Source organism: Exiguobacterium sp. R-17, assembly GCF_049913315.1.
Classification (GTDB): domain Bacteria; phylum Bacillota; class Bacilli; order Exiguobacteriales; family Exiguobacteriaceae; genus Exiguobacterium_A.
Map to the genome: position 1 here is coordinate 2,329,272 of NZ_CP184372.1, position 26,908 is coordinate 2,356,179.

Consider the following 26,908-nt stretch of genomic DNA (forward strand, 5'->3'; position numbering starts at 1 on the left):
GACTAATTTGGACTAACGTGTTCAGTATACCAAAATCGACTCTGAACTTAATACCATTTTCCTTGATACATTTCTTCCTTGAAGCCGATCGTGACGTCTTTCCCGTCTGTGACGATCGGACGCTTCAGCAACATGCCGTCACTTGCGAGCAACTTGTATTGCTCGTCTTCTGATAACTCAGGGAGTTTGTCCTTGATGCCTTGCGAACGATACGATTGACCGCTCGTATTGAAGAACTTCTTCAATGGCTCCCCACTTTTTTGGTGAAGTTCCTGAATCGTTGCAGCAGATGGTGTCTCCTCGACGATATGTTTGTAATCGACTTCGACACCGTGCTGTTCGAGTGCTTTTTTTGCTTTGACGCACGTACTACATTTCGGGTAGCCGTACATCGTGACTGTTGTTGTCATGTTCATCACCTCACTTCCAAGAGTAGCAGATGGATCACTTCTGCTTCAAGCGTGCGAGCGCCCCGTCGATCTGATCTTGATGATGGGCGTCATGGGCGACGAACGACTCGACGAATTCTTGCGGTCGGAAATTCTCATAGGTCGCCGCAAATTGCTCATCAGACAGACGATTGAGGTGATCGACGATATCACGCCGGACACTGATCGCTTTTTTCAACAAAGCAAGCGGATCGATATGATGCGCATATTCGACCGCCAGTCGATTGAACTGATCAAAATCCGTCTCGACGAGCGTCAACGGTTCATCCGGTAACTTCGAGATGGCATGATCGTAATAAAACCGGTCCCATAAATATAGATGGCTGACGCACTCAAGGACGGTCCACTTGTTGAGCGCAAGCGACAGATCCCATTCTTCCGGCGACAAACGTTCAAGGGATTGATAGTAGGCAATCGCAAATTGCAGTTCAACCAATTCTTGGCGCATCTCGTTTTCCTCCTCAACCAAAAACTTCGCCTTTACAGAGATTTTCCCTGCAAAGGCGAAGCGGTAAACCTGACTTAGACCGTATATTTGTTTGATTCGATGAGGCGTTTTGCGATGTCGCGTTTCGTACCGATGACGTTGATCGGCTGATAACGGCTGAATTTTTTGAGTGCCGAGAGCAACATCCGGAGTTCGTCGCCGCTTGCTGCCGCGTAAAGAGTCTCTTTCGCGTCACGCTCGACAGCTTCGAACGCTTGTTGTGCGAAGACTTCCGTGTAACGGACTTTCAGTTCGCTCTTCTCGATTCCTTTGTCGGCAATCGCTTTGTCCGTCCGGACGATTGCTGACTCCAGCGCATAGATCGCACTCATGATGTCGGCTGTATTCGCTAAAATCTCTTGCTCGCCTTGGAGTTTGTCCTGGTATTTCTGGACCGCTGTTCCGGCAGTCAACAAGAAGATCTTCTTCATCATCGCGAGTAAGTGGCGTTCGCGATCAAGTGGTGCTGTTCCGATTTCTGTCGGCATGAAGCTCATCACTTCTTGTTGCAGACGCTGTGCTTCCGCAAGCAACGGCAACTCGCCTTTCATCGCTTTCTTCAGCAACGTTCCTGGAACGAGAAGACGGTTGATTTCGTTCGTTCCTTCGAAGATCCGGTTGATCCGTGAATCACGGTACATGTTCTCGACTTCATATTCTGCCATGAAGCCGTAACCACCGTGGATCTGGACCGCTTCATCAATGACGTAATCAAATGTTTCCGAAGCAAAGACTTTGTTCATCGAGCATTCAATCGCGTACTCCGCGATCGCATCGGCGATTTTCTTACCGTCCTTGCTCTCTTCTTCTGACAACTGATCGAGGCTGTCTTGGAACAGACCACCTGTCCGGTAGACCGAACTTTCCATCGCATACGTCTGTGCTGCCATCGTCGCGAGTTTTTCTTGAATCAATGGGAACGAGCTGATCGGTGTCTTGAACTGTTTCCGTTCGTTCGAGTACTGGACTGCGAGATCAATCGCTCGTTTTGATGAACCGACAGCACCAACAGCTAATTTATAACGACCGACGTTCAAGATGTTGAAGGCGATGACGTGACCGCGTCCGATTTCACCAAGGACGTTATCGACTGGTACTTCTGCATCTTGTAAGATCAATGTCCGTGTCGATGATCCTTTGATTCCCATCTTCTGTTCCTCGACGCCTGTCGAGACGCCTGGATACGATCCTTCGACGAGGAAGGCTGTGAACTTGTCACCGTCGATTTTTGCGTAGACGACGAACAAGCTTGCGAAACCTGCGTTCGTGATCCATTGTTTTTCACCATTCAAGATGTAGTGCGTACCAGCTTCGTTCAAGACAGCCGTCGTTTTGGCACCAAGAGCATCCGAACCAGAGCCTGGCTCCGTCAATGCATACGAAGCAATCCACTCCCCTGAAGCGAGTTTCGGCAAGTATTTATGCTTTTGCTCTTCGTTACCGAAGAAGACGATCGGCAACGAACCGATTCCGACGTGTGCGCCGTAGCTGAGGGCGAATGAACGGCCACGTGCGAACTTTTCCGTAATGATTGAAGACGAAATCTTATCCATTTGATAGCCGCCGTATGCTTCCGGAACGTCTGCACCGAGTAGACCCAGCTCGCCTGCTTCACGGAGGAGACCGACTGATAATTCGAACTCGTGTTTTTCGATTCGGTCAAGAACAGGAACGACACGATCTTCGACGAACTTCGCTGTCATGTCACCAACCATTTTGTGTTCTTCCGAGAAATCCTCTGGTGTGAAAAGACGTTCTGGTGCTAACTCATCTAATACGAAACTGCCACCTTTGATTAATTCGTTTGTCGTTTGGCTCATTGTCCTGTTCCTCCTTCAACTAGTTCGAATACACCTGCTGCGCCCATTCCGCCACCGATACACATCGAGACGACACCATACTGGACATTCCGACGTTTCATTTCATGCAAGAGCGTCAATGTGAGTTTTGTTCCTGTACAACCGAGTGGGTGACCGAGGGCGATCGCTCCACCGTTGACGTTGACGATGTCTTCGTTTAATCCAAGCTCGCGGATGACACCGAGTGACTGCGATGCGAACGCTTCGTTCAACTCGATCAATCCGACGTCCTCAAGCGTGATGCCTGCGAGTTCAAGTGCTTTTGGAATCGCGACGACCGGTCCGATGCCCATGACTTCCGGACGGACACCACCGACCGCAAACGACTTGAACTTGCCGAGAATCGGTAAGCCTTGGCGTTCTGCTTCTTCCCGTTCCATGACGAGGACGGCAGCGGCACCGTCTGACGTCTGCGAAGAGTTCCCTGCTGTGACGCTACCGCCGAGGCGGAACGCTGGGCGAAGTTTTGCAAGACCTTCCGGTGACGAATCCGGACGAACGCCTTCATCGTGCTCGACGACGAATGTCTTCTCTTCGATTTTCAGTTCATCATTGACGAATTGTTCCGTCACCGTTACCGGGACGATTTCGTCAGCAAACTTACCAGCTGCGATTGCTGCTGCTGCCTTTTGGTGACTCTTCAGGGCAAAGGCATCTTGATCTTCTCGTGAGACATTGTAGGTCGCAGCAACTTGCTCCGCTGTATGCCCCATGCTCATGTAGTACTCCGGTGCCGTGTCGACGATCGACGGATTAGGTCGGACGACGTGACCTGGCATCGGAACTTGACTCATCGATTCGAGTCCACCGGCGACGACGGCTCTTGCTTGCCCCGTCATGATCTTCATCGCCGCGTCAGCGATCGATTGTAGACCACTTGAGCAATACCGGTTGATCGTGATTGCCGGTACCTCGTGGGATAATCCGCCAAGGACTGAAGCGTAACGAGCGATGTTCATGCCTTGTTCCGCTTCCGGCAAGGCACATCCGAGGATGACGTCATCGACCGCTCCCGTGTAACCAGACCGTTTCAATGTTTCTTGGATGGCGATGCCTGCTAATTCATCCGAACGCATCGACTTGAATGCGCCCTTTTTTGCTTTTCCGACCGGTGTCCGTGCACCGGCGACGATTACTGCTTCCTTCATCCGAATCCCCCCAGTCCTCAGTTACGAAGCGGCTTGCCTTTGACGAGCATGTGCTGCATCCGTTGTTGTGTCTTCATCTCACCGATTAGGCTCAAGAATGCTTCCCGTTCGATGTCGAGCATATATTGTTCATCGACGTGGCTACCGAAGGCGACGTTTCCGCCGGCGATGACGTGTGCGAGTTTACTTGCGATTTTCAAATCGTGTTCCGAGATATAACCGCCGTAGAACATTTCGCGTGTTGCGAGTTCAAGCGTCGCTTTCCCAGCACGACCGACGACTGGAATCTTCGCTTTCGCTGGTGCCGTGTAGCCAGTCCGGTCCAGTTCAAGGACGAGTTGTTTCGCATCATACGTCAAGTGATCCCGGTTCATCGAGATCTGATCAACGGAGCGGACATATCCGAGTTCGCGTGCTTCAAAGGCTGATTTTGAGACTTTTGCCATCGCGACGTTCTCGAACGTTTTTTGCGCTGCTTTCTCGATGTTGACGAGTCCGTCCGGTGTGTTTTCTAGCAGTCGACGGTACGTGTTGACGTTTCCGCCACCTCCCGGAATCAGACCGACACCGACTTCGACGAGACCCATGTACGTTTCAAGACCAGCTTGCAGACGAGCTGCCGGAAGCGAGATCTCTGTACCGCCACCAAGCGTCATTCCTTGTGGTGCAGCGACGATCGGACGCGATGCGTAACGAATCTTTTGAATCGATTGTTGGAACTTGTTGATGATCCAGTCGAGCTCGAACCAGTTCTCATCTTCCGCTTCCATCAGCATCATCGCTAGGTTCGCACCGACACAGAAGTTCTTGCCATCGTTTGCGATGACGAGACCACGGTGATTTTTCTCGACGAGATCGACCGACTGTTCGATCATCTGCATGATGTCGACACCGATTGCATTGCTCTTCGATGTGAACTCGAGCACCGCGACGTCGTCGCCGATATCAAGCAAGCGTGCCCCGTTGTTCTCAAGTAAAACACCGTTTGACTTCCGGACGTCGCGGAGTCGGATCTCCTTCGGATTGACCGTTGCTCCGACGTAGTCTTTCGTTGCAACGTCATAGTGGCGACCGGACGCATCATAGAAGCTCGTTTTTCCTGCTTCGAGCATCTCATCGACCCATGCCGGTACTTCGTAACCATCTTGTTTCATCTTCGCGACCGTCTTCTCGACGCCGAGTGCGTCCCATGTCTCGAACGGTCCCATCTTCCAGCCGAAGCCCCATTTCATTGCTTCGTCGATTGCTTTGATGTCGTCTGCGATTTCTCCCGTCAGCTGAGCCGAGTAGAGCAATGTTTTCGCATGGATTGGCCAGAGTAAGGCACCGACACGATCTTGCGCGAAAACGACGGCTTTCAGTTTATTTTTTGCGCCCGGAAGTGCTTTTGCTTGTCCGATCGAAGGTTCGGTAAGCGCTTTCTTTTCAACGTACTCAAATGTCTCAAGATCGAGTTCAAGGATTTGTTTTCCGACTTTCTTATAGAATCCTTGCCCCGTCTTTGCACCGAGCGACCCTTGTTCGACAAGACGACGCATTTCAGCCGGAACCGCGAACGTCTCCTTCTCTTCGCCTTCCGGCAACAAGTCATAGACGTTGTTTGCAACGTGAACGAACGTGTCGATGCCGACGACGTCGAGTGTCCGGAACGTCGCTGACCCTGGACGTCCGAGTAATGGACCTGTGACCGAATCGACCTCCCCGATCGAATAGCCACCTTTTTTCATCTCATCCATCGTCACGAGGAGACCGTATGTCCCGATCCGGTTGCCGATGAAGTTCGGTGTGTCCTTCGCAATGACGACACCTTTCCCGAGTCGTTCTTCTGCGAATTGTTTCATGAAGTCGACGACACTTGGATCCGTGTCTGACGTCGGAATCAACTCAAGCAATTTCAGATAACGTGGTGGGTTAAAGAAGTGTGTCCCGAGGAAACGACGGTTGAACAATTCCGAGCGCCCTTTGCGCATCGCTTCAATCGAGATGCCGGATGTGTTCGAACTGACGATTGCGTCTTCCCGAATGAACGGTTCGATCGTTGCGAACAATTGCTGTTTGACATCGAGTCGTTCGACGACGACTTCAACGATCCAGTCCGCTTCCTTCAGACGCTCTAAGTCGTCTTCTAAGTTTCCGACCTCGATGAAATCGATCAATTTCTTCGATGCGAGTGGTGCTGGGTTTTGTTTCAAGAGTTTTTCGCGATTATCGCGCGCGATGCGGGAACGAACGCGCGGATCACTCAGCGTCAAGCCCTGCTTCTCTTCTTGTGCCGTAAGTTCTTTTGGTACGATATCAAGCATCAATGTCCGTATGCCAGCATTCGCAAGATGTGCCGCGATGCCTGCACCCATCACCCCTGAACCGATGATGACGGCGAATTGGATGTGTTTCGTCAACTGGATTGTGGTCGGCTGACCGATTTGACTCGCCATGATATACCCCCTGAGTTTAAATTGAATGAACAACCATTCATTATACTGACAAAAAAAGAAGCCAATCGGTTTTCGTTTGCTTCTTCTACATCTTCATCATAAATGAATAATGATTCAGTAGCAATAAAAAATCAGTCAATGGACAAATTTTCCTGTTAGACTGATAAAAAGGAGTGGTTGAAAATGAGTCAAACCGAGCACGTATGGAATCAAAAAGCCGCTGACTGGGCGGAGCGCGCTGATGATATGTGGACGAACGGCAGTCGGAAAACCGTTTTGCCGTTCTTACGAAAAACGATCACCGGTGGTCGTTTGCTTGATCTCGGTTGCGGTGATGGTGCAGCCTGTCGCTTACTGACACCGGACTTTCAGACAGTCGGACTCGACGTCTCAGATGCGATGATCCGAATCGCGCGTGAGAAATCACCCGAGCAGACGTTCATCGTCGGAACAGGTGAAGCGTTACCGTTCGCCGATCATGCGTTTGATGTCGTTCTTGCCGTCAACTCACTCGAATGGTCGACACGTCCCGTTCAAGTACTGCAAGAAATCGAACGGGTTGCCCCACTTGTCGTCATCAGTCTACTTGGTCCGACAGCCGCTCCGCGTCAACTTGCTTACCGTCGTCTGTACGGTGAGGAAGTCGCGATGGGGAATACGATGATGCCGTGGGAATTGTTGCAGCTGGCAAAAGAACGAGGTTGGACGTTACTTGATGAAGCGGTCATTCAAAAAGAAGGTGCCGTCATGACGGGGCACCAGTTACTGGATCAAGCCCATGCTTTCTCGTGTTTGTTTGCTTTTCAGACGACGGCTGTGAGGGAGAGATAACTATTTCATATACAACCTTTTATACATTTATTTTGATTGCGTTAGGTATCAATCTCTTATTTTATATCGATTCACTTGATGTTTTAGAACGATGGCAATACTTTTTATTGTATATGGTTTTTCTAATGGGTATACCTGAACTCGGAAGACGCATTTTTCGACGCTATCAAGAAAAACGTTTCCATCCGCAGACCTCTATCTTCCTTGTCATTCTAATATTTGCAGGCATGCTGTTTTTAGGAAATATCATTTTGCCGTAATGATCGATGAAACTCTATCATAAATAACCTCACTGTCTTCTCACCCGCTTTCCTCAGGCGAGACACAAGCCAGTCTTCTTCACCTTTCGGATGACGAATCCGGGTCTTGTTTGTCTCTGACAGCGCGAGATGAAACGTCGCGCTTTTTCCTGTAGGAGTCGGGTGAAGACATGTGAGGAGGACGCACTCATTTGTTATCCAAAGAACTCAAAAGCGATCGATTCCATTGACGGAAATCGATCGCTTTTGATGTGAGTTCATATAGGACGAAACTAGGCATCTTCGACTCCTACAGGAAAAGGAAGCATGAGCCATGCTTCCGTCAGGGAATAGGAAGACCCGGCAAATCACATGGAATGTGAGATGCCGCGGCTTACTTCCCGCCTGAGGAAAGCGAAGATGCTAGGGACGTCCGGTATACTATGCTTCATCCTCCATGCGTTCGCTGATGTACCTGTCGCAACCACTCTTCAATTAAGACGAGATCCGATTGTTCTTCCCATTTCAGTCGGAAATAGAGTGTCTGTAGCAATTGTTTGACGTTACGATACGTCGTCCACTCCGCATCTCCCCATGTCACATCACTCTCAAGCCACGTCTTCACCTTCTGTTCGATTCGTTGCAATAAGATATCTTCTGACAGTCCATGACGACAAGCTTGCAACCATGCCGTTACCATCCGATCCGCTTCTTCATCAATATAGAGATAATCGGACCGCGTCAACTGACGAATCATCGCATCAATCGCTCCGAGCTCCTCCTCTGGGCGACTCGCTGGGTGCGTAAACCAAACCGCATAGACATCTGCGATATGTGCCATGCTGTGTGCCCACCCCATTCCGTCAATGAATCCACGGACATCCTTTTCTTGCTCCAAATAGGTTTGTAAGTAAGTCGACAGCCGATTCAGCTGACTTTGCGTCAATAAGTGTCGGGTTTTGTCCATCACTAACAATTCAGCGAGTGCTAATGCTGAAAATGATCGCGTCAGGACAGCTGTTGTGTCCGCTGTTCCCATTCTATACATCAATCCATGCCCACTTAAAATAAAATCGAAAATTCGATTGGTGTCTTCTATCGTAAATGACTCTGATGCGATGTAGGTCGCTAACTGCGGATAGATCAATCCATCTCGTAACTCAGAATCCGTCGAACCGATATGTAGAAGCAACTCATCGAGTAACGCAGGTGTTACACTCGCGTCTTGTTGTAGCAGTTCTTTTAGCTGTTGTTCCGTTCGAGCCATTTTGTTCTCTCCCTTCTAAATTCAAAAAAGACGATGCAACGCTGCATCGTCTTCTTTACTTATCCTTTGACCATTCCTTTGAGAACGAAGGCAACGTTTGCCGGTCGTTCTGCTAAGCGGCGCATGAAGTAACCGTACCAGTCACGGCCATAAGGAACGTAGACACGGACTTTATAGCCTTGTTTGACGAGTTCGAGTTGACGCTCGACCCGGATGCCGAATAACATCTGGAATTCGAACTGGTCTTTTTCAATCCCGTTTTCTTTAGCGTGACGGATGACTTGCTCGATCATCGCATCGTCATGTGTTGCGACGGCAGCATAGTTTCCGAGTGATAATTGTAACTTCACGAGCTTGATGTAGTTGTGATCGACGTCTTCTTTTTCTGGGAACGCTACCGTTGCCGGCTCTTTATATGCCCCTTTGACGATCCGGAGATTCGTCTCGAAGCGTCCGACACGTTTGATGTCATCTTCCGACCGGTAGAGGTATGACTGGATGACTGTTCCGATGTTATCGAAAGATTGGCGCAATTCTTCAAACAATTGAATCGTCTTTTCACAACGTGGCTCATCTTCCATGTCGATCGTGACGAAGACACCGAGTTCTTTTGCCCGTGTTAAAATCCGTTCCATGTTCGAACGAATCAAGTCGCCCGAGATATCAAGTCCGAGTGATGTAAGTTTCAACGAGAGTTGCGAGTCTAATTTTTCTTCCGCAATCATCTCAACCGCACGAATACATTCTTGTGTCATCATCTCTGCTTCCGCTACCGTCGAGATGAACTCCCCTAAATGGTCCATCGTGACGCATAATCCTTTTGCGTTCAATTCCTGGATCGCCCGTTTTGATGCTTCCAATGAATCCCCTGCCACGAAGCGACTTGCTCCGAATTTAAGCCCGTATCGCTTGGCGAGACCGTTCAATGTCTTGTTTTGCGATAAGAAGATAAAACCATCCCGTAGTACTTTTTCCATCACTCATGATTCCCCCTAAATAAATGCTAGGCTGTTTTACCGTATCGGTTCACATCTCTGCCTTTATATTATGACATAAAGCGCTTACATACGCTCTTTCTTTTGTTTATTTTTGAGAATCTGTTGTGCGACAAGTCCCACGGCAAAGAATAAGACATACAGACCGATTGCGAGGAAGAACTGCCACGAGAACGGATCACGAAGGCTTGAGCCGATATTGTTGTAAACGAACGCACCGGGAATGATCCCGATATAGTTCGCGATGGCGAACTGTTTAAAGCGGATTTTTGATAATCCGGACGCGTAGCTGATCGCGTCAAACGGAAATAGCGGAATCAACCGGACGATCAAGACGACGAGAAAGCCGTTCGTTGCAATCCGTTCGTCGAGTACGTTCAGCTTCCCTTTCCCGATCAACTTCTCGACGCCACGGCGACCGAGCAACCGGGCGATCCAAAAGCTGAGTAATCCACCCGTACCGGCACCAATAACATCAAGTAATGTCCCGAGCCACGGACCGTACGTATAGCCGCCAAAGACGGTCAAAAGACTCGCCGGAAAAAAAACGAGTGGTCGGACGGTATAAGCGAGCACATAGAGCAACATCCCTGTCAGACCTTGATTCCGTACCCAATCCGATAATGCTTGAATGTCGAATTGCTCCAACATTCCCGACATCCGGAAATACAGGAGCAATCCAAGTCCAAACATAAAATACAGCGTGATCGGGAGCCAGTCCCGGAGCCGTAGTTTCTTCATGACATCGTCGCTGGAGCAACGTAATAGAAAATCGACAGGAAGATCAACACACTACCAGCAAGGACGAACAGATGCCAAATCGCGTGGTTATACGGCAAGCGTGCCCAGACGTAAAAGATGACGCCGAGGGAGTACGCAAGTCCACCACCGAGGAGCAGTAAGAATCCTTGTAATCCAAGTGCTTCATAGATCGGCTTGATCGCAAACAGACAACACCAGCCGAGGATCAGATAAGACGCATTCGAGATCCAGACATATTTACCGGTCGAATAAAGCTTCCAGATGATGCCGAGCGTTCCGACACCCCAGACGATTCCGAGCAATGTCCAGCCAAGCGGACCACGGAGTGTGATTAAAGCGAACGGTGTATAACTACCGGCAATCAACAGATAGATGCCAGCATGATCTAAAATTTGTAGAACCTTGTTTGCTTTCGTATGCATCAGCGAATGCATCAAGGTCGAGAACAGATAAAGGAGAATCATCGTTGCCCCGAAGATACTGACAGCAGTGACGTTCCAAGCGCTGCCGGATTTCGTCGCCTGCAGGATCAACATCACGAGCGCGACGATACTGAAAATGACACCCAATCCGTGTGTAATGGCACTGGCGATCTCCTCTTTCAAGGAGTCACCTTTTGCGAGTAGCTCTTCGATCGTTTCTTTCGATTGTTGCTTGATCGTTTGCTTAAGTTCTTTTTTGGTAACCAACCGAACACCTACTTTCTAATGACACAAGACTAACACTTTGATTATACGCTCTGAAGCGACAGCGTGCCTATCGAAAGATTCTGTCGATTTGATGACAACCGTCATCTGTTTGTCTTTTCCCGCTTATACAAAAATCCACACCGCCTTTGCGATGTGGATGTCGTTTACCATTGTTCAATATCCGGGCGATCCTTGAACGTCGATTTTGTACCGTGACGTTCGTTAAGGACGGCTTCGACTTCTTTGAATGAGACACCGCGCTCAGCGAGCAAGACCGTTAAGTGATACAACAAGTCTGCTGTCTCTTCTGCTAACGTATCGTTACCAGCGAGAACGACTTCAAATGCCTCTTCGCCGAACTTCTTCGCGATCTTCTCATATCCAGAAGCAATCAAATAGTTCGTATAGGATTCTGCTTCCTTCGCATCAATCTTCGCTTTGACGGTCTGTTCCAGTTCGTATAACATCGGGCACCTCCACTTCCGTATAGAAACAACTGCGATTTCCGGTATGGCATGTTGGACCGTTCGCTTTGACCGTGATCAAGAGACTATCTTGATCACAATCGATCCACATCCGTTTGAGTTCAAGCGTGTTCCCGCTCGTCTCGCCTTTCGTCCAAAGACGATTCTTCGTCCGCGAGAAGAAGGTGACGAGACCGGTCGCAAGCGTCTTATCATACGCCGCTTGGTCCATGAACCCGACCATCAAGACATCGTTCGTCTGCTCGTCGACGACGACGGCAGCGACGAGTCCTTTTGAAAAATTCAATGTCGTCATCGGACTTCGACTCCCCGTTCTTTGAGGTAAGCTTTTGTTTCTGGCATCGTGTACGTCGCTTCATGGAAAATCGAAGCAGCTAAGGCTGCGTCAGCTCCTGCCTCTAGCCCTTCCGCTAAGTGATCGAGCGTTCCGACCCCACCGGAAGCAATGATCGGCACGTTGACGACTTCACGCAGACGACGAATCAAGGCGAGATCATAGCCGTCTTTTGTTCCGTCAGCGTCCATCGACGTGACGAGTAACTCCCCGGCACCGAGAGCAACGGCTTCCTGTGCCCATTCGATCGCGTCACGTCCGACGGGTTGTGTTCCCCCGTGTGAGAAGACACCCCACGAGTCGCCCGTCTGCTTCGCATCGATTGCGACGACTGTCGCTTGGACGCCGAACAGGCGGCTGACTTCTTGAATCAGTTGTGGGTTTTGGAGCGCTGATGAATTGAGTGAGACTTTGTCAGCACCGGCACGAATCAAGCGTTTCGCATCTTCGATCGTCTTGATTCCGCCACCAACCGTAAACGGCATATAGATGACTTCTGCGACGCGTTCGACGATATCGAGCATCGTCTCGCGTCCTTCTTGTGTCGCTGAGATATCGAGCAGGACGAGTTCGTCCGCTCCTTGATCGTAATAGTATTTCGCGACGGCGACCGGGTCACCAAGATCACGTAAGTTTTGGAATTTGACCCCTTTGACGACACGTCCTTCCTTGACGTCAAGACAGGGAATGATCCGCTTCATCAACATACGCGTAACACCTCTTTTAAGGCGAGTGATCCGTCGAGTAACGCCCGACCGACGACCGCTCCGTCCATCCCGATTTCTTTGAGGCGCGCGACGTCATCGACTGTCGTCACACCACCGGAAGCAATCAATTCGACCCCTTCCCGTTTTAAACGATCGAGTCCATCAACGTCCGGTCCCATCATCATTCCGTCACGCGAAATGTCTGTATAAAGGAACGTCTTGATGCCTTTACCGATCAAGTGTGTCATTGCCTCTTCAAGCGTCCAACCGCTCGCTTCGAGCCAGCCGCGTGTTTGAACGATACCTTCTTTTGCATCTAACGCAACAGCCAGTTTATCACCAGCGAGAGCAATCATCTGCTCGAGTAACGCTTCGTCTTCTAGGGCGACCGTGCCGACGAGAATCCGGTCGATTCCGGCACCGACGTATGCTTCGACGGTTTCGATGTTACGGACACCACCACCAGCTTCGACGAACAAACCGGTCTCCTTTTTGATGTCGGCAATCAAGCTCAAGTGCAACGGTTCGCCAGCTTTCGCGCCATCAAGATCGATCAAGTGGATCGCTGTCGCCCCATCTTCCTTGAAGCGCTTCGCAATCGTCAACGCATCACCAAAGAATGTCTGTTGGTCAAAATCTCCTTGCTTCAGGCGTACGGCCTGTCCGCTCATTAAATCGATTGCTGGGTAGAGTTGCATGTCGTCTCTCTCCATTCCTTCAGTAGTTTCAGTCCGACTTCGCCACTCTTCTCCGGGTGGAACTGCATCCCGGTGACTTGTCCTTTTTGAACGATCGCTGGAACAAGACGTCCGTATTCAACCGCGTCGACGATCCATTCTGGGTTACAAACAGCGCCGTACGAGTGGACGAAATAGACCGCTTCGCCGTGGTTCGTCAGCTGGTGCCAACCCATGTGTGGTAAGCGGACGTCATTCGGTAGTTTTTCGATCGTTCCCGGTAAGATCCCGAGACCTTCCGTCAGTCCATCTTCGTCACTTGATTCAAAGAGCAGTTGCATCCCGAGGCAAATCCCAAGAAACGGTTTCTTTTCCGCTTGTTCTTTTAAGAAGTCGACGAGTCCCGTTTCCTTCAGGCGCTCCATTGCCGGTGCATAAGCACCGACACCCGGTAAGACGAGTGCTTCCGCTTGGTCGAGCAACTCCGTGTCACTCGTGACGATGACTGCTTCGCCGAGCTCCTTTAACGCCCGCTCGACATTCGCGATATTCCCGACGCCATAATCGACGATTGCTATCATTGATCAATCAACCCTTTCGTAGACGGTACCCCTTCGCTCGTCACGGCGACTGCCTGACGGACGGCTCGACCGAGTGCTTTGAACAACCCTTCGATCATGTGGTGTGTGTTCGAGCCATATAAGACTTCGGCATGAATCGTCATCCGGGCACTCCGTGATAAGCCTTGGAAGAACTCTTCTGCGAGTTCCGTATCAAAGTCACCGAGCTTCGGATTCTTGAAACTAGCACGGAAGACCGTGAACGGACGACCGCTGAAATCGAGCACGACCGACGCGAGTGTCTCATCCATCGGTACACGCGATTCGCCGTAGCGTTCAATCCCGGCTTTATCGCCGAGCGCTTCCGTCAACGCTGCCCCGAGGACGATCGCTGTATCTTCGACCGTGTGGTGCGCATCGATCCACGTATCACCTTTTGCTGTCACCTTCAGACCGATCCTGGCCTGAAAGGCAAATAACGTCAACATATGATCAAAGAACCCGACACCCGTCTTAATCTCAACCGGACCTCCTGCGAGATCGACCTCGACCTTGATGTCTGACTCTGCACTTACTCGTTCGCTTGCGCCACGCCGCATCGTAATTCCTCCTCTACACACGTTTCTAATACTTGCATTGCTTCTGGTGATCCACAACTGACACGGAATGCTTGGTTAAACAAACGGATCCGTAATCCGGCGTCAGCACAACGTTGCGTAAAGCGTTCGGCTTCCGGATACTCGACGTAGACGAAGTTCGCTGCACTTGGATACGTCTTGCCGATTGGCGCGAGAATCCGTTCGATCGCCTCGCGGCTCGCATACGTTTCCTCTAAGACTCGATCGAGTTCCGGTTCTGCCATGATGGCGATGCCGACAGCTGCTGATAGACCAGAGACGTTGTACGGTGATTTAATCTGTTCGATTTCTTCGATGATTTGTTCGCTCGCGATGACAAAACCAAGTCGGAGCGATGCGAGTCCGAACGCTTTCGAGAGCGTCCGTAAGATGATCGCTTTCGGATATTCCTCGAGTAAGTGAAGCATCGACTGTTCGAGCGCGAAGTCGATATACGCCTCATCAATGACGACGTATTTGCCACTGTCGAGCAAGCGACGGATGTCTGCTTCCTTGCGGAGGACACCGGACGGATTGTGCGGGTGACTCAAGAAGATGATCTCCCCCGGTGCTGCGATCAATCCCTCGACGTCAAGCGTCATCTCGTCAAGTAGCGGTACCCGTTCAAACGGTGCTCGTGCCCGGTCAGCGTAGAACTGGTACATGACGAAGTCAGGTTCCGAGGCGATGACCGGCATGCCGGGTCCACCGTAGCGGGCACATAAGTAGCCGATCAACTCGTCCGAGCCGTTCCCGGCGACGAGTTGCGTCGGACGGACACCGGCATACGTCGCGTACGACGCCTTGACTTGATCGATGATCTCGACAGGATATTCATTTAAAGGGAACGTCGCGATCAATTTCTGGATCGCTTCGATCCCGACTGGACTGTGGGTCGTGAATCGTTCGTTTTGGTGTAATCGCATTAGTCTTCCCTCACTTCGATGGCTTGTGCGTGTGCTTCGAGTCCTTCGACCCGGGCAACGGTTTTCGCTGCGTTCGCGAGACGTTGTACGCCTGCGCGTGTGGCTTCGAGCATCGTCTGGTGACGCAGGAACGTCCGCGCTGATAATCCAGACGCAAAACGAGCTGTTCCGGATGTCGGTAAGACGTGGTTCGTTCCAGCGACGTAATCGCCGAGCGTTTCCGGTGTCTCGTGACCGAGAAAGATCATCCCAGCGTGACGGATCGATTTGACGACCTCTTGCGGATTGGCAACGGCAAGTTCCAAGTGTTCCGCTGCGAGACGGTTCGCTTCTTCGATCGCTTTCTCAAGTGGAGCGACGAAGACGCCACCGTTTTCCATCGCACGGCGGGCAATCTCTTGACGCGGCAATTGTTGTAAGCGTCGCTCGATTTCTGTATCCACCGCTTGTTTCATCTCTTCGGTCGGCACGAAGGCGATCGCGACAGCGTCACGGTCGTGTTCGGCTTGCGCAAGGAGGTCGGCTGCGATCCGGTCTGGATGCGCCGTCTCGTCCGCGATGACGACGACTTCCGATGGACCGGCAACCGAGTCGATGCCAACAATCCCGTAGACTTGGCGTTTTGCTTCAGCAACGAAGCGGTTTCCGGGTCCGACGATCAAGTCAACGGCTTGGATGCTTTCTGTTCCAAATGTCAGCGCGGCGACCGCTTGTGCTCCACCAATCGTATAGATTTCTGTCACACCAGCGATCCGAGCCGCAACGAGAACCTCATCACTTAAGTTCGTCATCGGAGTCACCATGACGACGCGTTCGACTCCGGCAACTTTCGCTGGAATCGCGTTCATCAAGACGGTCGATGGATAACTTGCTGCACCACCCGGTACGTAGATCCCGACTGAATCAACGGGAACGAAGCGTTGGCGTCGTGTCACGTCTGCTTCGACGAGTTCGATGTCAGACGGTAGTTCTTGTTCGTGCCACTCGACGAGTCGTGTCGCCATCAACTTCAACGAGTCAATCAAGTTGGCGTCTGCCTGTTCGAAGGCTTGTGTGATCCGTGTTTCACTGAGACGGAAATTTTCGAGATCGACCTGATCGAATTGGTTCGTGTAATCGCGGACAGCAGCGTCACCGTCTGTTGCGACGCGTTCGAGAATCGCGCGGACCGCGAGCTCCGTGTCGCGATCGATGCTGAATGGTTTTGTCGGTGTCATGATCGTGTCACTCCTTCTGTCAATTGCTCGAGCAAGCGGATGACTTCAACCCGCTTCCGTTTTAACGTCCATTCGCTCGTAAAGAATCGAGCGCTGATATCGATGATTTTTTCGTATTCATTTAGTCCGTTCGCCCGTAACGTCTCACCTGTCTCGACGATATCGACGATTGCGTCAGCAAGACCAAGTAACGGTGCTAGTTCAACGGATCCGTTCAACGGTACGATGTCGACGTCGACACCGAGTTCGCTGAAGTAGCGTTTTGCGATGACCGGATACTTCGTCGCGATCCGGACGCGGCGTCCGCCTTCGAATTGCAACGGTTCCTTTGCACAGACGGACATCCGGCAGACACCGAACGGTAATTCCGCGAGTTCCGATAGTTCTTGATCTGATTCCAGTAGGATATCACTGCCGGTGATCGCGACATCGAGAACGCCTTGGGCAACATACGGGATCAAATCCGATCCTTTCATGAAGACGAATTCGTGCTCGCCCCGTTTGACGATTAGTTCGCGTTCAATGGCTCCCCATGTCTCGACGCCAGCTTCTTTCAGATAACGTTCTGTCGCTTTCGACAGCCGTCCTTTCGTAATTCCGATTCGCATTTAGAGCACCTCCGCCAACCGTTCGACCGAGAATCCGATACCGAACGCCTGTTGTTCTTGTCCGAATTGTTCATAGAGCCGGTCGTAGCGTCCACCGACGAGGACGGGTTCCGTCACGCCTTCGATGAAACCGTGGACCGTGATCCCGTCGTAGTACGTCTGTAAGCCCATTTGACCGAAGTCGAGATCGGCATTGACGGCTTCCGCGAGATCAAGCACAGCATTGAGTCGTGTTTCGTCAACGTACGGTAAGATCGTCTCTGCTCCTTCGCGTCCGAATAATAAAGGAAGTTTCGCGAGTAAAGCATCATCCAGTTGACCCGCGATCCGCTTCAGTTCGATGACGTTACGTAAACGGAGCATCTGCGTCACTTGGTCGCGTAAGTGATGATCACCGACACGTGTCTCGATCAAATGCTCGATTAGACCAGCATCACCAATTGAGAGGGTGACTTCTTTTCCTGTCAGTTCCTCGACGAGTCGGACCGCGAGTTGGATTGCTTCGACTTCTGCGATTTGTCCCCGTTCCTCGAATCCGACCTGGAACTTCTCTTCCGGTTGAAAGACGGAGCCACTGTAGAAGACACGTTTATATTGTTCGCGACCGCGTTCGCTGAGTGCACGTGCGACACTAGTCGTAAAATCCATCCGAATCTGTTCCCGTCCACCGATTTCCTCAATTAAGGGGGTGATTAATCGGGTATAGTTAGATTGTTCGAGTCCATCTTCGAGCTGACGGATGACCTGCTGGAGCCGCGTTGCCGAGGCACCGACATAGTCCGTCGCTCCATCCTTGAGTCGAATCGTAGAAAATGATTGCATACTCCCACTCCTTTATCTTATTATCACTGTACCACGCTAAATTATTTAACGATAAGATACCGCGTTTGGGGCACATTGTCAATCGCTTTGCTTGCCAATTCTAAAAAATCGGAGGGTTACTCATGCAATTATTGAAATGGGACGGTCACGTCCACAGTCCATATTGTCCACACGGTACGAAGGATCCACTTGAAGCCTACATCGAGCGTGCCTTAGAGCAAGGCTTAGAACGGATCAGCTTCACGGAACATGCCCCTTTACCTGAAGGTGTGACGGATCCTGCGCCAGATAACGATTCCGGAATGTCGTTCGCGACAGCCGATGCCTACCTGAAGGAATTGACGCAACTCCGCGAGACATACAAGAATCAGATTGATATCCGGATCGGGATGGAGTTCGACTACTGGGAAGGGCATGTCGACGGTACTCGTGACATCATTGCCCGCTACGCTGACGTCTTAACCGACGGCATTCTCTCACTGCATTACTTATACATCGATGAGCAATATTACGGCGTCGACTTCAGCAAGGAAAGCTTCGGTGAGATCGTCACGAAACTCGGAAGCGTCACGGCGGTACACGAACGCTATTATGAAGGCATCCAAGCCCTCGTCATGACGGACTTCGGTGCACACCAGCCGAAGCGCCTCGGTCACTTAACGTTACCGACGAAGTTCATCCAAGCCTATCCACTTGAGTCGAACCCAACGAACCTCGACGACACGTTACGGAAAATCCGTCAGGCGAACTTCACACTCGACGTCAACACAGCAGGACTCCGGAAACCATTATGTGGTCTTTCCTATCCTTACCCGGAACTCCTGCAAGTCACGCAGTCGTTATCGATTCCGCTCGTTTATGGATCAGATGCCCACCTCGCAAAAGATGTCGGTGCTGACTTCGATTTCAAATGGTAAATAAAAATCCGGATGCCGCAGCGTCCGGATTTTTTTGTTTAAGAATACGGAAAATCAGCAGCGTCGACAGGAGCAATCGATCTTGCTAATTTTTTTAATTGTGCTAGCGACACGTTACCGGACAGGAGGACGATTTGATTGTCCTCGACGTAATAGAGGTTCGTTCTCTTTTGTTTCTGCTGGAAATAAGCTGTCTGTCCGTTCGCAAGCGTCGTTTCCTTCCAGTCCTTGCCTTGAACGTCTTGCTTCGGAACGACGGTTAGCAGAATCATTTGGGACTTCGTATGGAAGAACCAGATGCTATCATCCCCATTAGGACTTGAACTACTGGCAATCGCTTGGAATGTTGAGAACGGTAAATTCAAACCGCGAGCAGAACTACTCTTCTTAATGTTTTGAACGTCGTCATATGAGACGCCTCCTAACATCCAGTTCGTCTCTTGCTTGGTATACTCTAGTACAGCAAGACGATCTGCTCCTTTTGGATAATGCAGCGTCACGTAAGCATGATTTCCGACAACGATACTGCTCCAGATATCACCTTCAGTCGGGTGCGCTTTTGTTCCATCTTTAAAGTAAAACGTCACGTGACGACGGAAATCCGCTTCAAACGAATCCTGTTCTGAAAAGTCCTTCGCTTTAATGCGTTGCACGATGGCATCGGGATTATTTACATCTTCAGCAGTATTATCCTCGATCCAGTGTGACCTAAGCTGATTCAAAGGCGGAATTTGGTCCGGTTCTGCACAACCGGTCAAGATACTTGCAGTGAGTAAGGCACTGATTACACCAATTCGTTGAAATCGCATGACAATCTCCTTTTCCTCTTTTTTCCTTTCTTTGAGTATCTCACGTTGCGAGACTAAGTCTTTAAGAAAGTTACGAAAAGAGGGAAAGGAGAATTTCTGATAAATACGCATTCATACATGAAAGATCTACAGACAAAAACAGACTAGCCCTCTTCTATTGAAGAGAACTACTCTGTTTCATATGTTTCACTCTAAGTTGGCATGTTTCCCGTACATCGTTTGCGAATCGAGTTGCTTCTCTTCCATGATCTGCAGAATCAAGGCATCATAGAACAACAACATCGTCTGTTCGAACAATGATCCCATCGGTTGCACCGTCTCGTCCGCTGATGCCGTTTGTTCTTTCGGAACCCCGGGCAGTTGGACGATCACGTTGGCTAATCGTGCTAACGTCGATGTCGGATTGATTGTGACAACGGCCACCGTTCCACCGAGTTGCTGTGCTTTCTCGACGATTGGAATCAACGTTTTCGTCTCACCTGATCCGGAACCAACGATTAACACGTCACCCTCACGTAAGTTCGCCGTGACCGTCTCGCCGACAACATAAGCATCGAGTCCCATGTGCATCAGCCGCATGACGAACGCTTTCCCCATCAAGCCGGAGCGACCAGCTCCTGCGAGAAAAATCCGGTTCGCTTGCAGCACAGCGTCTGCCAGTTCTTTTGTCTCGGTCGCATCGATTGCTTCGACCGTCGAAGTCAGCTCTTCGATAATCGTTTGAATGTGTGTCATTTACGCCTCTTGCAGCATCCGGTGCATCGTTGACGCTGTCTCTTGTTTATCATCTTGTCCCGTGATCCCGCCACCGACGATGATCAAATCAGGACGTGCAGCGATGACTTCCGGTAGTGTCTCCATCTTAATGCCACCTGCAACAGCTGTTTTTGCGTTTGTCACAACCGACTTGATTGTCGCAAGATCCTCAAATGAGTTTTGACCGACTGCTTGCAAATCGTAACCTGTGTGGACACAGATGTAGTCGACGCCTAACGCATCCAGTTCTTTCGCCCGTGTTGCGATATCTTTGACAGCAATCATGTCGACGAGAATCTGTTTGCCTGATTTTTTCGCTTCTTCGACTGCCCCTTTGATTGACATGTCTTCCGCTGCACCAAGGATCGTCACGATATCGGCACCGTGTGCGACAGCTTGGCTGACTTCGTAACCGGCAGCATCCATGATCTTCAAGTCAGCGAGGACCGTTAAGTTCGGGAACGCTGCCTTCATTTCTTTGACGGCGCGGAGCCCTTCGTTAATGACGACCGGTGTGCCGATCTCGACGATATCTAAATTGTCTTCCCCGATTTCTTTGACTAAAGCAATCGCACCTGCTGTATCGACTAAATCAATTGCGAGTTGTAATTTCATTTTGTATCTCTCCCATTCTTCTCTGTATTGTCGTACCTGACACTTCCTTCAGACGTTCAAGAAGGAACAGGACTAAATATAATCCTGATAGACGAACTTGGGAAGTACGCACTTTTAATTTACATAGTGCGGTTTTTCATACATAGTGCGGAAAAGTATACTGTCGACCGGAAGAAAGACTATACTGGAGCTGGAGGTGGAATCGATGCCACATTTTGAAGATCGTCAGTTTAACTGTGAGAAGGAATTGACCCTCTCGATCATCGGGGGCAAATGGAAGATGCTCATTCTTTGGCACTTAGGCAAGGAAGGCACAAAACGATTCGGGGAACTGAAAAGTCTGATGCCCGGCATCACGCAACGGATGCTTGTCAATCAACTGCGGGAACTCGAAGACCACCACATCATTCACCGGGAAGTCTATCCGGTTGTACCACCGAAGGTCGAATACTCGTTGACACCGCACGGACATAGCTTAATGCCGATTTTAGACGCGATGTATGCTTGGGGTAAGGATTATGCGAAAAATGTTCTGGAAATCGATTTCGAACAACATAAAATATCGCAATAAAAAAAGATGCTCGCGGTCTCGTCTCTTTTCAGAGATAAGTCCACAGAGCATCTTTTTTAGGATTCTTCCGCCGTATAAATCTTCGACATCGCCAGTTCATCGACGTATTCGCCATCGATGAAGAGTGATGCGATGCGTGTTCCTTCGATGTTGAAGCCAAATTTATGATAGAGCTCGATGGCCCGCAAGTTATCCTTGCGAACCGTCAACTCGAGTCGGATGAGTCCTGCTTCAATCGCAAAGGTATCAACCGCTTCAAGTAGACCCGCACCAAGTCCACGACCCGTATAAGCATCGAGCAAGCCGATGACAAGATTCGCCCGGTGACGAATCCGACTCGGTTCACCACCAACGACGAGCACATACCCGACAAGTTGTTCATCAACGTCCACGACAAAGATGTCCGAGTTCGCAGCCTGACCGAACTTCTCGATGAACGCCTCCGCCTGTTCCGTTGACAGAACGCGTTCTTCCGGCTCATACAACATATATTTCGTTTCTCGATCAATTCGTCGCATTAAGTCCGATAAGGCTTTTCCATCTATTAACGTGGCACGTCGGATCATAGGTTCAGCTCCGTTTCTTGCAATATCACAGCCTAATTTTACTGCATACCGATTTTATAAAAAGTAAAACTCTTTAATTTAGGTTTGTTATTCTTCCACTTACTCAATCCTTACTCAATCCATTAGCACTACTATTCGTAACAATTTCAACTGCTAATGACAAAATCAAAAACGAACTGAAAATGTCTGATGCGATTTCAATTTTTTTGTATAAACTATATACGTTTAATACTTATCAAAATTTTGTCAATCATTAACTTCTTTAAGTCACATAAATTGTTATATAAAAAGTACTTGAATTCATGTATGAAAACCAAATATTCTTTTAGTATACTATTTCCGCCTTATACTAATATAAAATATAAAGTTTATATTAAGTTACTTAAAATCATTCAAACGCTTATATATTTCATCCATGAACAAATCAAATATTGAGTGTTTTAGCTCGTCATTGGATAATAAAGTATTATTAAAGTTTTGATTTCTTTCCATACCTTCAATCAAAGCATCGTCAATTCTTCGATTATATTCTAATTTGAAATCATTTTTACTATTAACTTTGGCTGACCTTTGTAAATCTTCATCTTTTACCAAAATCTCTTTCACATGCATTACAGATTCAATCTCAATATTACTACTGAAATTTGTACCATGCATTAAATTGAATTCTTCAATAATTTCAGACAATTTTTTGATAATTGGTTCATACGGTTTTGGTATATCCGCCCCAGGGAGTTTTAATTCGCCTTGACTTTCTCTAATATAACTGTCAGTGACTTCATCAGTCATCCTTGGTTTTTCAAATTCAACATCTATCTTTCCATTTAAATCAACACCGGTATTCGCCCCTAACAAATCAATTTCTTTCAATAAAAAACGGATAAAATTATATTTTTTATGCAAATCTATATTTTTGAAGCTTGTTACTTGGATTAAAAAATTATAAAAGCTTATAAAGTGTTTAAGTTCTAAAATAGCTTCTTCCTTATCTTCTTTTTGCAATTCATTAAAACGCTTAACAGATCTATCTAGATAATATTCTACTTTTTGACGATCATTTTTTAGTCGTTTATTTAAATACATTAAGTTATTGAAGTTATTAATGTCATCATAATCTAATATATTTCTTAACTCTATTTTTTCTTCTATCACAAAAATATCATGTGGATTAACTTCGTTTCCGAGATATGTTCCAGTATAGTATTTAGAAAATGCTTTTTTTATATCTTCATACGAGTTAGCGAAGTCTAGTACAAATGTATACTTATTCGGATAAGTACGATTTAAACGGGATAGTGTTTGAACAGCCGTAACCCCAGATAATTTTTTATCAACGTACATGGCACATAATTTTGGTTGATCAAATCCTGTTTGGTACTTATTAGCTACAAGTAACACTTGATATGCATCTGTATCAAACTTTTTTGGTAATTCCTCTTCAGAGAAACCATTAATTGATGATTCAGTTACCTTTTTATCGTCACTTAATGGAAACTTCCCACTAAATGCTACTAAGGGAGTAATGTTATTGTAATCGCGTTTTTTAACGTAGTTATCGAATGCATAATAGTATTTAACGGCTGCTTCTCGTGAACTCGTTACAATCATAGCCTTAGCCTGTCCACCAAGCATATTCTGAATATTTTCCCTAAAATGTTCTACAATTATTTCTACTTTCTGTGTAATATTTACATCATGCAAAGAAATAAAACGCGTAATGGCTCTCTTCGCCTGCGAAATTTCTAGAGAAGGATCATCTATGGCTTTACTAATCACCTTGTAATATGTTGAAAAGGTTGTATAATTTTCTAAAACATCTAAAATAAATTTTTCTTCAATTGCTTGTTTCATTGAGTACAAGTCAAATTCTTTTTCATGACCATCTGGACCCTTTTCACCGAAAATTTTCAAAGTCTTTGGTTTAGGTGTAGCAGTAAAAGCAATCATCGATACATTTTTTTGCTTCCCATGTGCTTCAATATCTGATTCAATCTTGGCTGCAACTAATTCTTGATCATCAAGTTCTTCACCATTTTCATTGGAAATCTGTTGTACCTTTTTACTAAGTACTTCGGTTACCCCATCCATCATTCGTCCACTCGTTGAAGAATGTGCTTCATCAATAATAACGGCAAATTTTTTATCTTCTAACTCTCGAACATTGTCGACAATATAGTTAAATTTATGAATCGTTGAAACGATAATCTTGTAACTACCATTTAACGCATCTGCTAAATCTTGGCTTGTCGCATCATTATCCATTACTCTAACTAAACCAGCTTTATGCTCAATTTGTTGAATTGCTCGTTGTAGTTGACGATCAACAACCACACGGTCAGTAATTATGATTGTGCTATCTACTACCGCTTTTCCATCCTCATCGATTAACTGTGACAATTGATGAGATAACCATGCAATTGTATTGGTCTTTCCACTACCAGCTGAATGTTGAATCAAATAGTTTTGATTTGTTCCGTGCGTACGCATTTTTTCAATTACTCGCTGCACTGCTCTTTGTTGATGGAAACGAGGGAAAATCAAATGTTCTTCAACCTTTTTCTTAATCTTATCTTCTTTTCTTTCTAAAAAAATAAACTTAGATATCAAAGATAAAAGCATATCTTTTGTAAAAATTTCTTCCCAGATATAAGCTACTCCGAACCCATCTTTGTTTGATTTATTGCCTGCTCCATCATTGTATCCACGATTAAAAGGTAAAAAGTAGCTTGTTTCTCCTTTTAATTCTGTACACATATAAGCTTCTTTGAAATCCATTGCAAAATGAACTAAAGCACCTTTTTTAAATCGTAGTAACCGTGTTCTGTAATCTCGCTCTTTTCGATATTGCCAAATCGCATGCTTATAGGATTGACCCGAAGTATTGGCTTTTAATTCTATGGTGATAACCGGTAACCCATTTAAGAATAAAACTAAATCTATCCTTTCACCTACTTTATGATATACCTCTTCCATCACAGTAAAACGATTTTTCTCATATTTTTCTTGCCATGTTCGATTAAAATCATTGCCTGGTTTACGGTACATCAATTCAAAATGAGTATTATCAATATCTACACCATATTTTAAAACCGTTAATAACATACCATTCTTCGAATCAATTTGTTTTAAGATTGTACTAATAATTACATTATCTGTATTCTCACCGTAATAATCATAAAGTTCTTGATATTCATCGGGTTGAGTATCTTTAAGGAACAATATTAATTCTTCTTGATTCATTGCTTTATTTTGGTCATAGGTGGATTTTGAATATTTACGTTCTGCATACCCATTATTTTCAACTAAGTAATCAATAATAAAACGTTGATAATCAGAACGCTCCTGAATTGGATTTTTTAACACTTTTTACTATCTCCGATCTATCTTTATTTTATTAAATAACTCTTTTTTTTCCAGTTACATACTCAAAAATTAAGGACTTTCTATAATCTTTTAAACTACACAACTGTCTATCTTTAATTTTTTTTATCTTATCACTTAGCTGAATTTTATTTTCAATTTTTCCAACTATATACTTCATTTCAAAATCATCAGTTATTCTGAAAGTTAGATTTCCTAGAATATACAACGAAACAAATGATTGAACTCCACCTCTAGTAACCTGTTCAAATTGTTGAAGTATATCGTGAGAATAAAACTGGTAGTAGATAAACTTAGATAAAGTCGGCTTTTTGGAGGTTTTAAATAGCGCTAAATTTTTAATAGAAAAAACATCTCGAGAATTTACGATAACTGGATTTCCAATAGATCCAATCATTGGCATAATAATATCTCCAAACTCAACGTTTGAGCGTCTATTGATATCTTTCATATCTTTCTCACTAATTCTAGGAGCATTCTCAAAATCAATCAAATTATGTTCAGAATCAACATATCTCGATGTAATTAAGGGATATCCTTTATCTTTATTCATAAGATAATCTGGCGTGTCATGAGTTCCATCTTTTATTTGCACTATATATTTCAACTTAGTTTTTCTCTTTACATCATTTAAATACTCACTAATAATATTTTTCTTATACTCTTCAAGTTTTTCAATTTCTTGTTTTAGTAATTTAATTGCTTTATCAATCTCTCCGACTTTATTATCAAGAAACTCGACGATTAATTTTTGCTCAAAATTATCAGCAATAGGTAATTTAATCAATCCTAAATCTAATTGTGTCATACTTGGTAATGTACTACCAGATTGAAAATATTTATAGTCAAAACATTGACTCATATAGTAAAAAAGTTTTGTCGAAAATTTCTCTTCATTCACAATAGTGTAATATGACGTATCTACCGTCCAAAATTTCCCTTCAACGTACTGAGGTTTATCTATCGTACCTTTACGACCTAATAAAACACTTTTCCCATCATGAAGATAACGATCGGTATATTTAAATACTCCTCCAGATCCATAGACTGGTATTCCTTCATCAAGCTCTAATTCAACTTCTTTTCCGTTCTTTATCGAAACTACTTCTTTTAAACGATAAAGTTTCCATTCATTCGGAATTTTACCACTCCACTCAATACCAGTTTCTTTCATATACA

General features: G+C 46.9%; 26 protein-coding genes and 1 pseudogene. 3 read left to right on the top strand and 24 right to left on the bottom strand.

Annotation, left to right across the window (positions count from 1 at the left end; genetic code table 11):
* Nucleotides 1-47 precede the first annotated feature (47 nt).
* The 5 genes from ACN9MT_RS12320 to ACN9MT_RS12340 form a co-directional block, all read right to left on the bottom strand.
* The gene (locus ACN9MT_RS12320) at nt 48-410 is read right to left on the bottom strand and encodes an arsenate reductase family protein (protein WP_290752257.1); all 363 of its coding nucleotides are present in this window, start codon (nt 408-410) and stop codon (nt 48-50) included.
* A gap of 34 nt (nt 411-444) precedes the next feature.
* Nucleotides 445-897, bottom strand: a complete 453-nt coding sequence (locus ACN9MT_RS12325; protein ID WP_290752260.1) for a DinB family protein — start codon at nt 895-897, stop codon at nt 445-447.
* Between the two features lie 74 nt (nt 898-971).
* On the bottom strand, nt 972-2,756 hold the full coding sequence (locus tag ACN9MT_RS12330; protein WP_023469171.1) for an acyl-CoA dehydrogenase family protein: 1,785 nt from the start codon (nt 2,754-2,756) through the stop codon (nt 972-974).
* Nucleotides 2,753-3,943, bottom strand: coding sequence for an acetyl-CoA C-acetyltransferase (locus tag ACN9MT_RS12335; RefSeq protein WP_290752265.1), 1,191 nt, complete (start codon nt 3,941-3,943; stop codon nt 2,753-2,755). The genes ACN9MT_RS12330 and ACN9MT_RS12335 overlap by 4 nt, the downstream gene beginning before the upstream one ends.
* Before the next feature lie 17 nt (nt 3,944-3,960).
* Entirely contained in the window at nt 3,961-6,378 is a 2,418-nt protein-coding gene (locus tag ACN9MT_RS12340) for a 3-hydroxyacyl-CoA dehydrogenase NAD-binding domain-containing protein (protein WP_426272257.1), read from the bottom strand.
* Nucleotides 6,379-6,561: 183 nt separating this feature from the next.
* Between ACN9MT_RS12340 and ACN9MT_RS12345 the strand changes: the two genes are divergently transcribed.
* The gene (locus tag ACN9MT_RS12345) at nt 6,562-7,209 is read left to right on the top strand and encodes a class I SAM-dependent methyltransferase (protein ID WP_426272258.1); all 648 of its coding nucleotides are present in this window, start codon (nt 6,562-6,564) and stop codon (nt 7,207-7,209) included.
* Nucleotides 7,210-7,896: 687 nt separating this feature from the next.
* Here ACN9MT_RS12345 and ACN9MT_RS12350 read toward each other — a convergent pair.
* The 13 genes and pseudogenes from ACN9MT_RS12350 to ACN9MT_RS12410 all read right to left on the bottom strand — a co-directional run bounded on the left by ACN9MT_RS12350 (nt 7,897) and on the right by ACN9MT_RS12410 (nt 18,114).
* Nucleotides 7,897-8,715, bottom strand: a complete 819-nt coding sequence (locus tag ACN9MT_RS12350; protein ID WP_426272259.1) for a DUF2785 domain-containing protein — start codon at nt 8,713-8,715, stop codon at nt 7,897-7,899.
* Between the two features lie 59 nt (nt 8,716-8,774).
* Nucleotides 8,775-9,692, bottom strand: a complete 918-nt coding sequence (locus tag ACN9MT_RS12355) for a proline dehydrogenase family protein (protein ID WP_087681312.1) — start codon at nt 9,690-9,692, stop codon at nt 8,775-8,777.
* 84 nt (nt 9,693-9,776) lie between these two features.
* The gene (locus ACN9MT_RS12360; RefSeq protein WP_290779020.1) at nt 9,777-10,451 is read right to left on the bottom strand and encodes a TVP38/TMEM64 family protein; all 675 of its coding nucleotides are present in this window, start codon (nt 10,449-10,451) and stop codon (nt 9,777-9,779) included.
* Complete coding sequence (trhA, locus tag ACN9MT_RS12365) at nt 10,448-11,107, bottom strand: PAQR family membrane homeostasis protein TrhA (RefSeq protein ID WP_035396436.1); 660 nt, start codon at nt 11,105-11,107, stop codon at nt 10,448-10,450. Before trhA ends, ACN9MT_RS12360 begins: the two co-directional genes overlap by 4 nt.
* Nucleotides 11,108-11,325: 218 nt before the next feature.
* Nucleotides 11,326-11,941 (bottom strand): annotated as a pseudogene (gene hisIE / locus ACN9MT_RS12370) (bifunctional phosphoribosyl-AMP cyclohydrolase/phosphoribosyl-ATP diphosphatase HisIE).
* On the bottom strand, nt 11,938-12,687 hold the full coding sequence (hisF, locus tag ACN9MT_RS12375; RefSeq protein ID WP_426272260.1) for an imidazole glycerol phosphate synthase subunit HisF: 750 nt from the start codon (nt 12,685-12,687) through the stop codon (nt 11,938-11,940). The pseudogene hisIE and the gene hisF overlap by 4 nt, the downstream one beginning before the upstream one ends.
* Nucleotides 12,681-13,385 (bottom strand): 1-(5-phosphoribosyl)-5-[(5-phosphoribosylamino)methylideneamino]imidazole-4-carboxamide isomerase, encoded by a 705-nt coding sequence (gene hisA / locus ACN9MT_RS12380; protein ID WP_035396350.1) that lies wholly within the window; start codon nt 13,383-13,385, stop codon nt 12,681-12,683. Before hisA ends, hisF begins: the two co-directional genes overlap by 7 nt.
* Complete coding sequence (gene hisH / locus ACN9MT_RS12385; protein WP_215147262.1) at nt 13,358-13,945, bottom strand: imidazole glycerol phosphate synthase subunit HisH; 588 nt, start codon at nt 13,943-13,945, stop codon at nt 13,358-13,360. The genes hisA and hisH overlap by 28 nt, the downstream gene beginning before the upstream one ends.
* Nucleotides 13,942-14,523, bottom strand: coding sequence for an imidazoleglycerol-phosphate dehydratase HisB (hisB, locus tag ACN9MT_RS12390; protein ID WP_035396348.1), 582 nt, complete (start codon nt 14,521-14,523; stop codon nt 13,942-13,944). Before hisB ends, hisH begins: the two co-directional genes overlap by 4 nt.
* Complete coding sequence (locus tag ACN9MT_RS12395; RefSeq protein ID WP_426272261.1) at nt 14,496-15,467, bottom strand: pyridoxal phosphate-dependent aminotransferase; 972 nt, start codon at nt 15,465-15,467, stop codon at nt 14,496-14,498. Before ACN9MT_RS12395 ends, hisB begins: the two co-directional genes overlap by 28 nt.
* The gene (gene hisD, locus ACN9MT_RS12400) at nt 15,467-16,684 is read right to left on the bottom strand and encodes a histidinol dehydrogenase (protein ID WP_426272262.1); all 1,218 of its coding nucleotides are present in this window, start codon (nt 16,682-16,684) and stop codon (nt 15,467-15,469) included. The genes ACN9MT_RS12395 and hisD overlap by 1 nt, the downstream gene beginning before the upstream one ends.
* Complete coding sequence (hisG, locus tag ACN9MT_RS12405; RefSeq protein WP_023469189.1) at nt 16,681-17,292, bottom strand: ATP phosphoribosyltransferase; 612 nt, start codon at nt 17,290-17,292, stop codon at nt 16,681-16,683. Before hisG ends, hisD begins: the two co-directional genes overlap by 4 nt.
* A complete protein-coding gene (locus ACN9MT_RS12410) occupies nt 17,293-18,114 on the bottom strand; it encodes an ATP phosphoribosyltransferase regulatory subunit (protein ID WP_214805352.1) in 822 nt (273 codons plus the stop codon).
* Nucleotides 18,115-18,236: 122 nt separating this feature from the next.
* Here ACN9MT_RS12410 and hisJ point away from each other — a divergent pair, with 122 nt between their 5' ends.
* Complete coding sequence (gene hisJ, locus ACN9MT_RS12415; protein WP_426272263.1) at nt 18,237-19,031, top strand: histidinol-phosphatase HisJ; 795 nt, start codon at nt 18,237-18,239, stop codon at nt 19,029-19,031.
* A gap of 38 nt (nt 19,032-19,069) precedes the next feature.
* Here the strand turns inward: hisJ and ACN9MT_RS12420 are convergent, their stop codons facing one another.
* The 3 genes from ACN9MT_RS12420 to hxlA all read right to left on the bottom strand — a co-directional run bounded on the left by ACN9MT_RS12420 (nt 19,070) and on the right by hxlA (nt 21,211).
* The gene (locus ACN9MT_RS12420) at nt 19,070-19,840 is read right to left on the bottom strand and encodes a hypothetical protein (RefSeq protein ID WP_426272264.1); all 771 of its coding nucleotides are present in this window, start codon (nt 19,838-19,840) and stop codon (nt 19,070-19,072) included.
* 186 nt (nt 19,841-20,026) lie between these two features.
* A complete protein-coding gene (hxlB, locus tag ACN9MT_RS12425; protein ID WP_426272265.1) occupies nt 20,027-20,575 on the bottom strand; it encodes a 6-phospho-3-hexuloisomerase in 549 nt (182 codons plus the stop codon).
* Nucleotides 20,576-21,211 carry a 3-hexulose-6-phosphate synthase gene (hxlA, locus tag ACN9MT_RS12430; RefSeq protein ID WP_023469194.1) on the bottom strand — a complete coding sequence of 212 codons (636 nt, stop codon included), beginning with the start codon at nt 21,209-21,211 and terminating at the stop codon, nt 20,576-20,578.
* Between the two features lie 205 nt (nt 21,212-21,416).
* Here hxlA and ACN9MT_RS12435 point away from each other — a divergent pair, with 205 nt between their 5' ends.
* Nucleotides 21,417-21,782 (top strand): winged helix-turn-helix transcriptional regulator, encoded by a 366-nt coding sequence (locus ACN9MT_RS12435; RefSeq protein WP_426272266.1) that lies wholly within the window; start codon nt 21,417-21,419, stop codon nt 21,780-21,782.
* A gap of 56 nt (nt 21,783-21,838) precedes the next feature.
* Here ACN9MT_RS12435 and ACN9MT_RS12440 read toward each other — a convergent pair whose 3' ends face one another.
* The 3 genes from ACN9MT_RS12440 to ACN9MT_RS12450 all read right to left on the bottom strand — a co-directional run bounded on the left by ACN9MT_RS12440 (nt 21,839) and on the right by ACN9MT_RS12450 (nt 26,903).
* A complete protein-coding gene (locus ACN9MT_RS12440) occupies nt 21,839-22,348 on the bottom strand; it encodes a GNAT family N-acetyltransferase (RefSeq protein ID WP_426272267.1) in 510 nt (169 codons plus the stop codon).
* A 378-nt stretch (nt 22,349-22,726) separates the two neighbouring features.
* Nucleotides 22,727-25,711: a type I restriction endonuclease subunit R gene (locus ACN9MT_RS12445; protein ID WP_426272268.1), complete on the bottom strand. Its 2,985-nt coding sequence runs from the start codon at nt 25,709-25,711 to the stop codon at nt 22,727-22,729.
* A 31-nt stretch (nt 25,712-25,742) separates the two neighbouring features.
* Nucleotides 25,743-26,903, bottom strand: coding sequence for a restriction endonuclease subunit S (locus tag ACN9MT_RS12450; protein ID WP_426272269.1), 1,161 nt, complete (start codon nt 26,901-26,903; stop codon nt 25,743-25,745).
* Nucleotides 26,904-26,908: the final 5 nt, after the last annotated feature.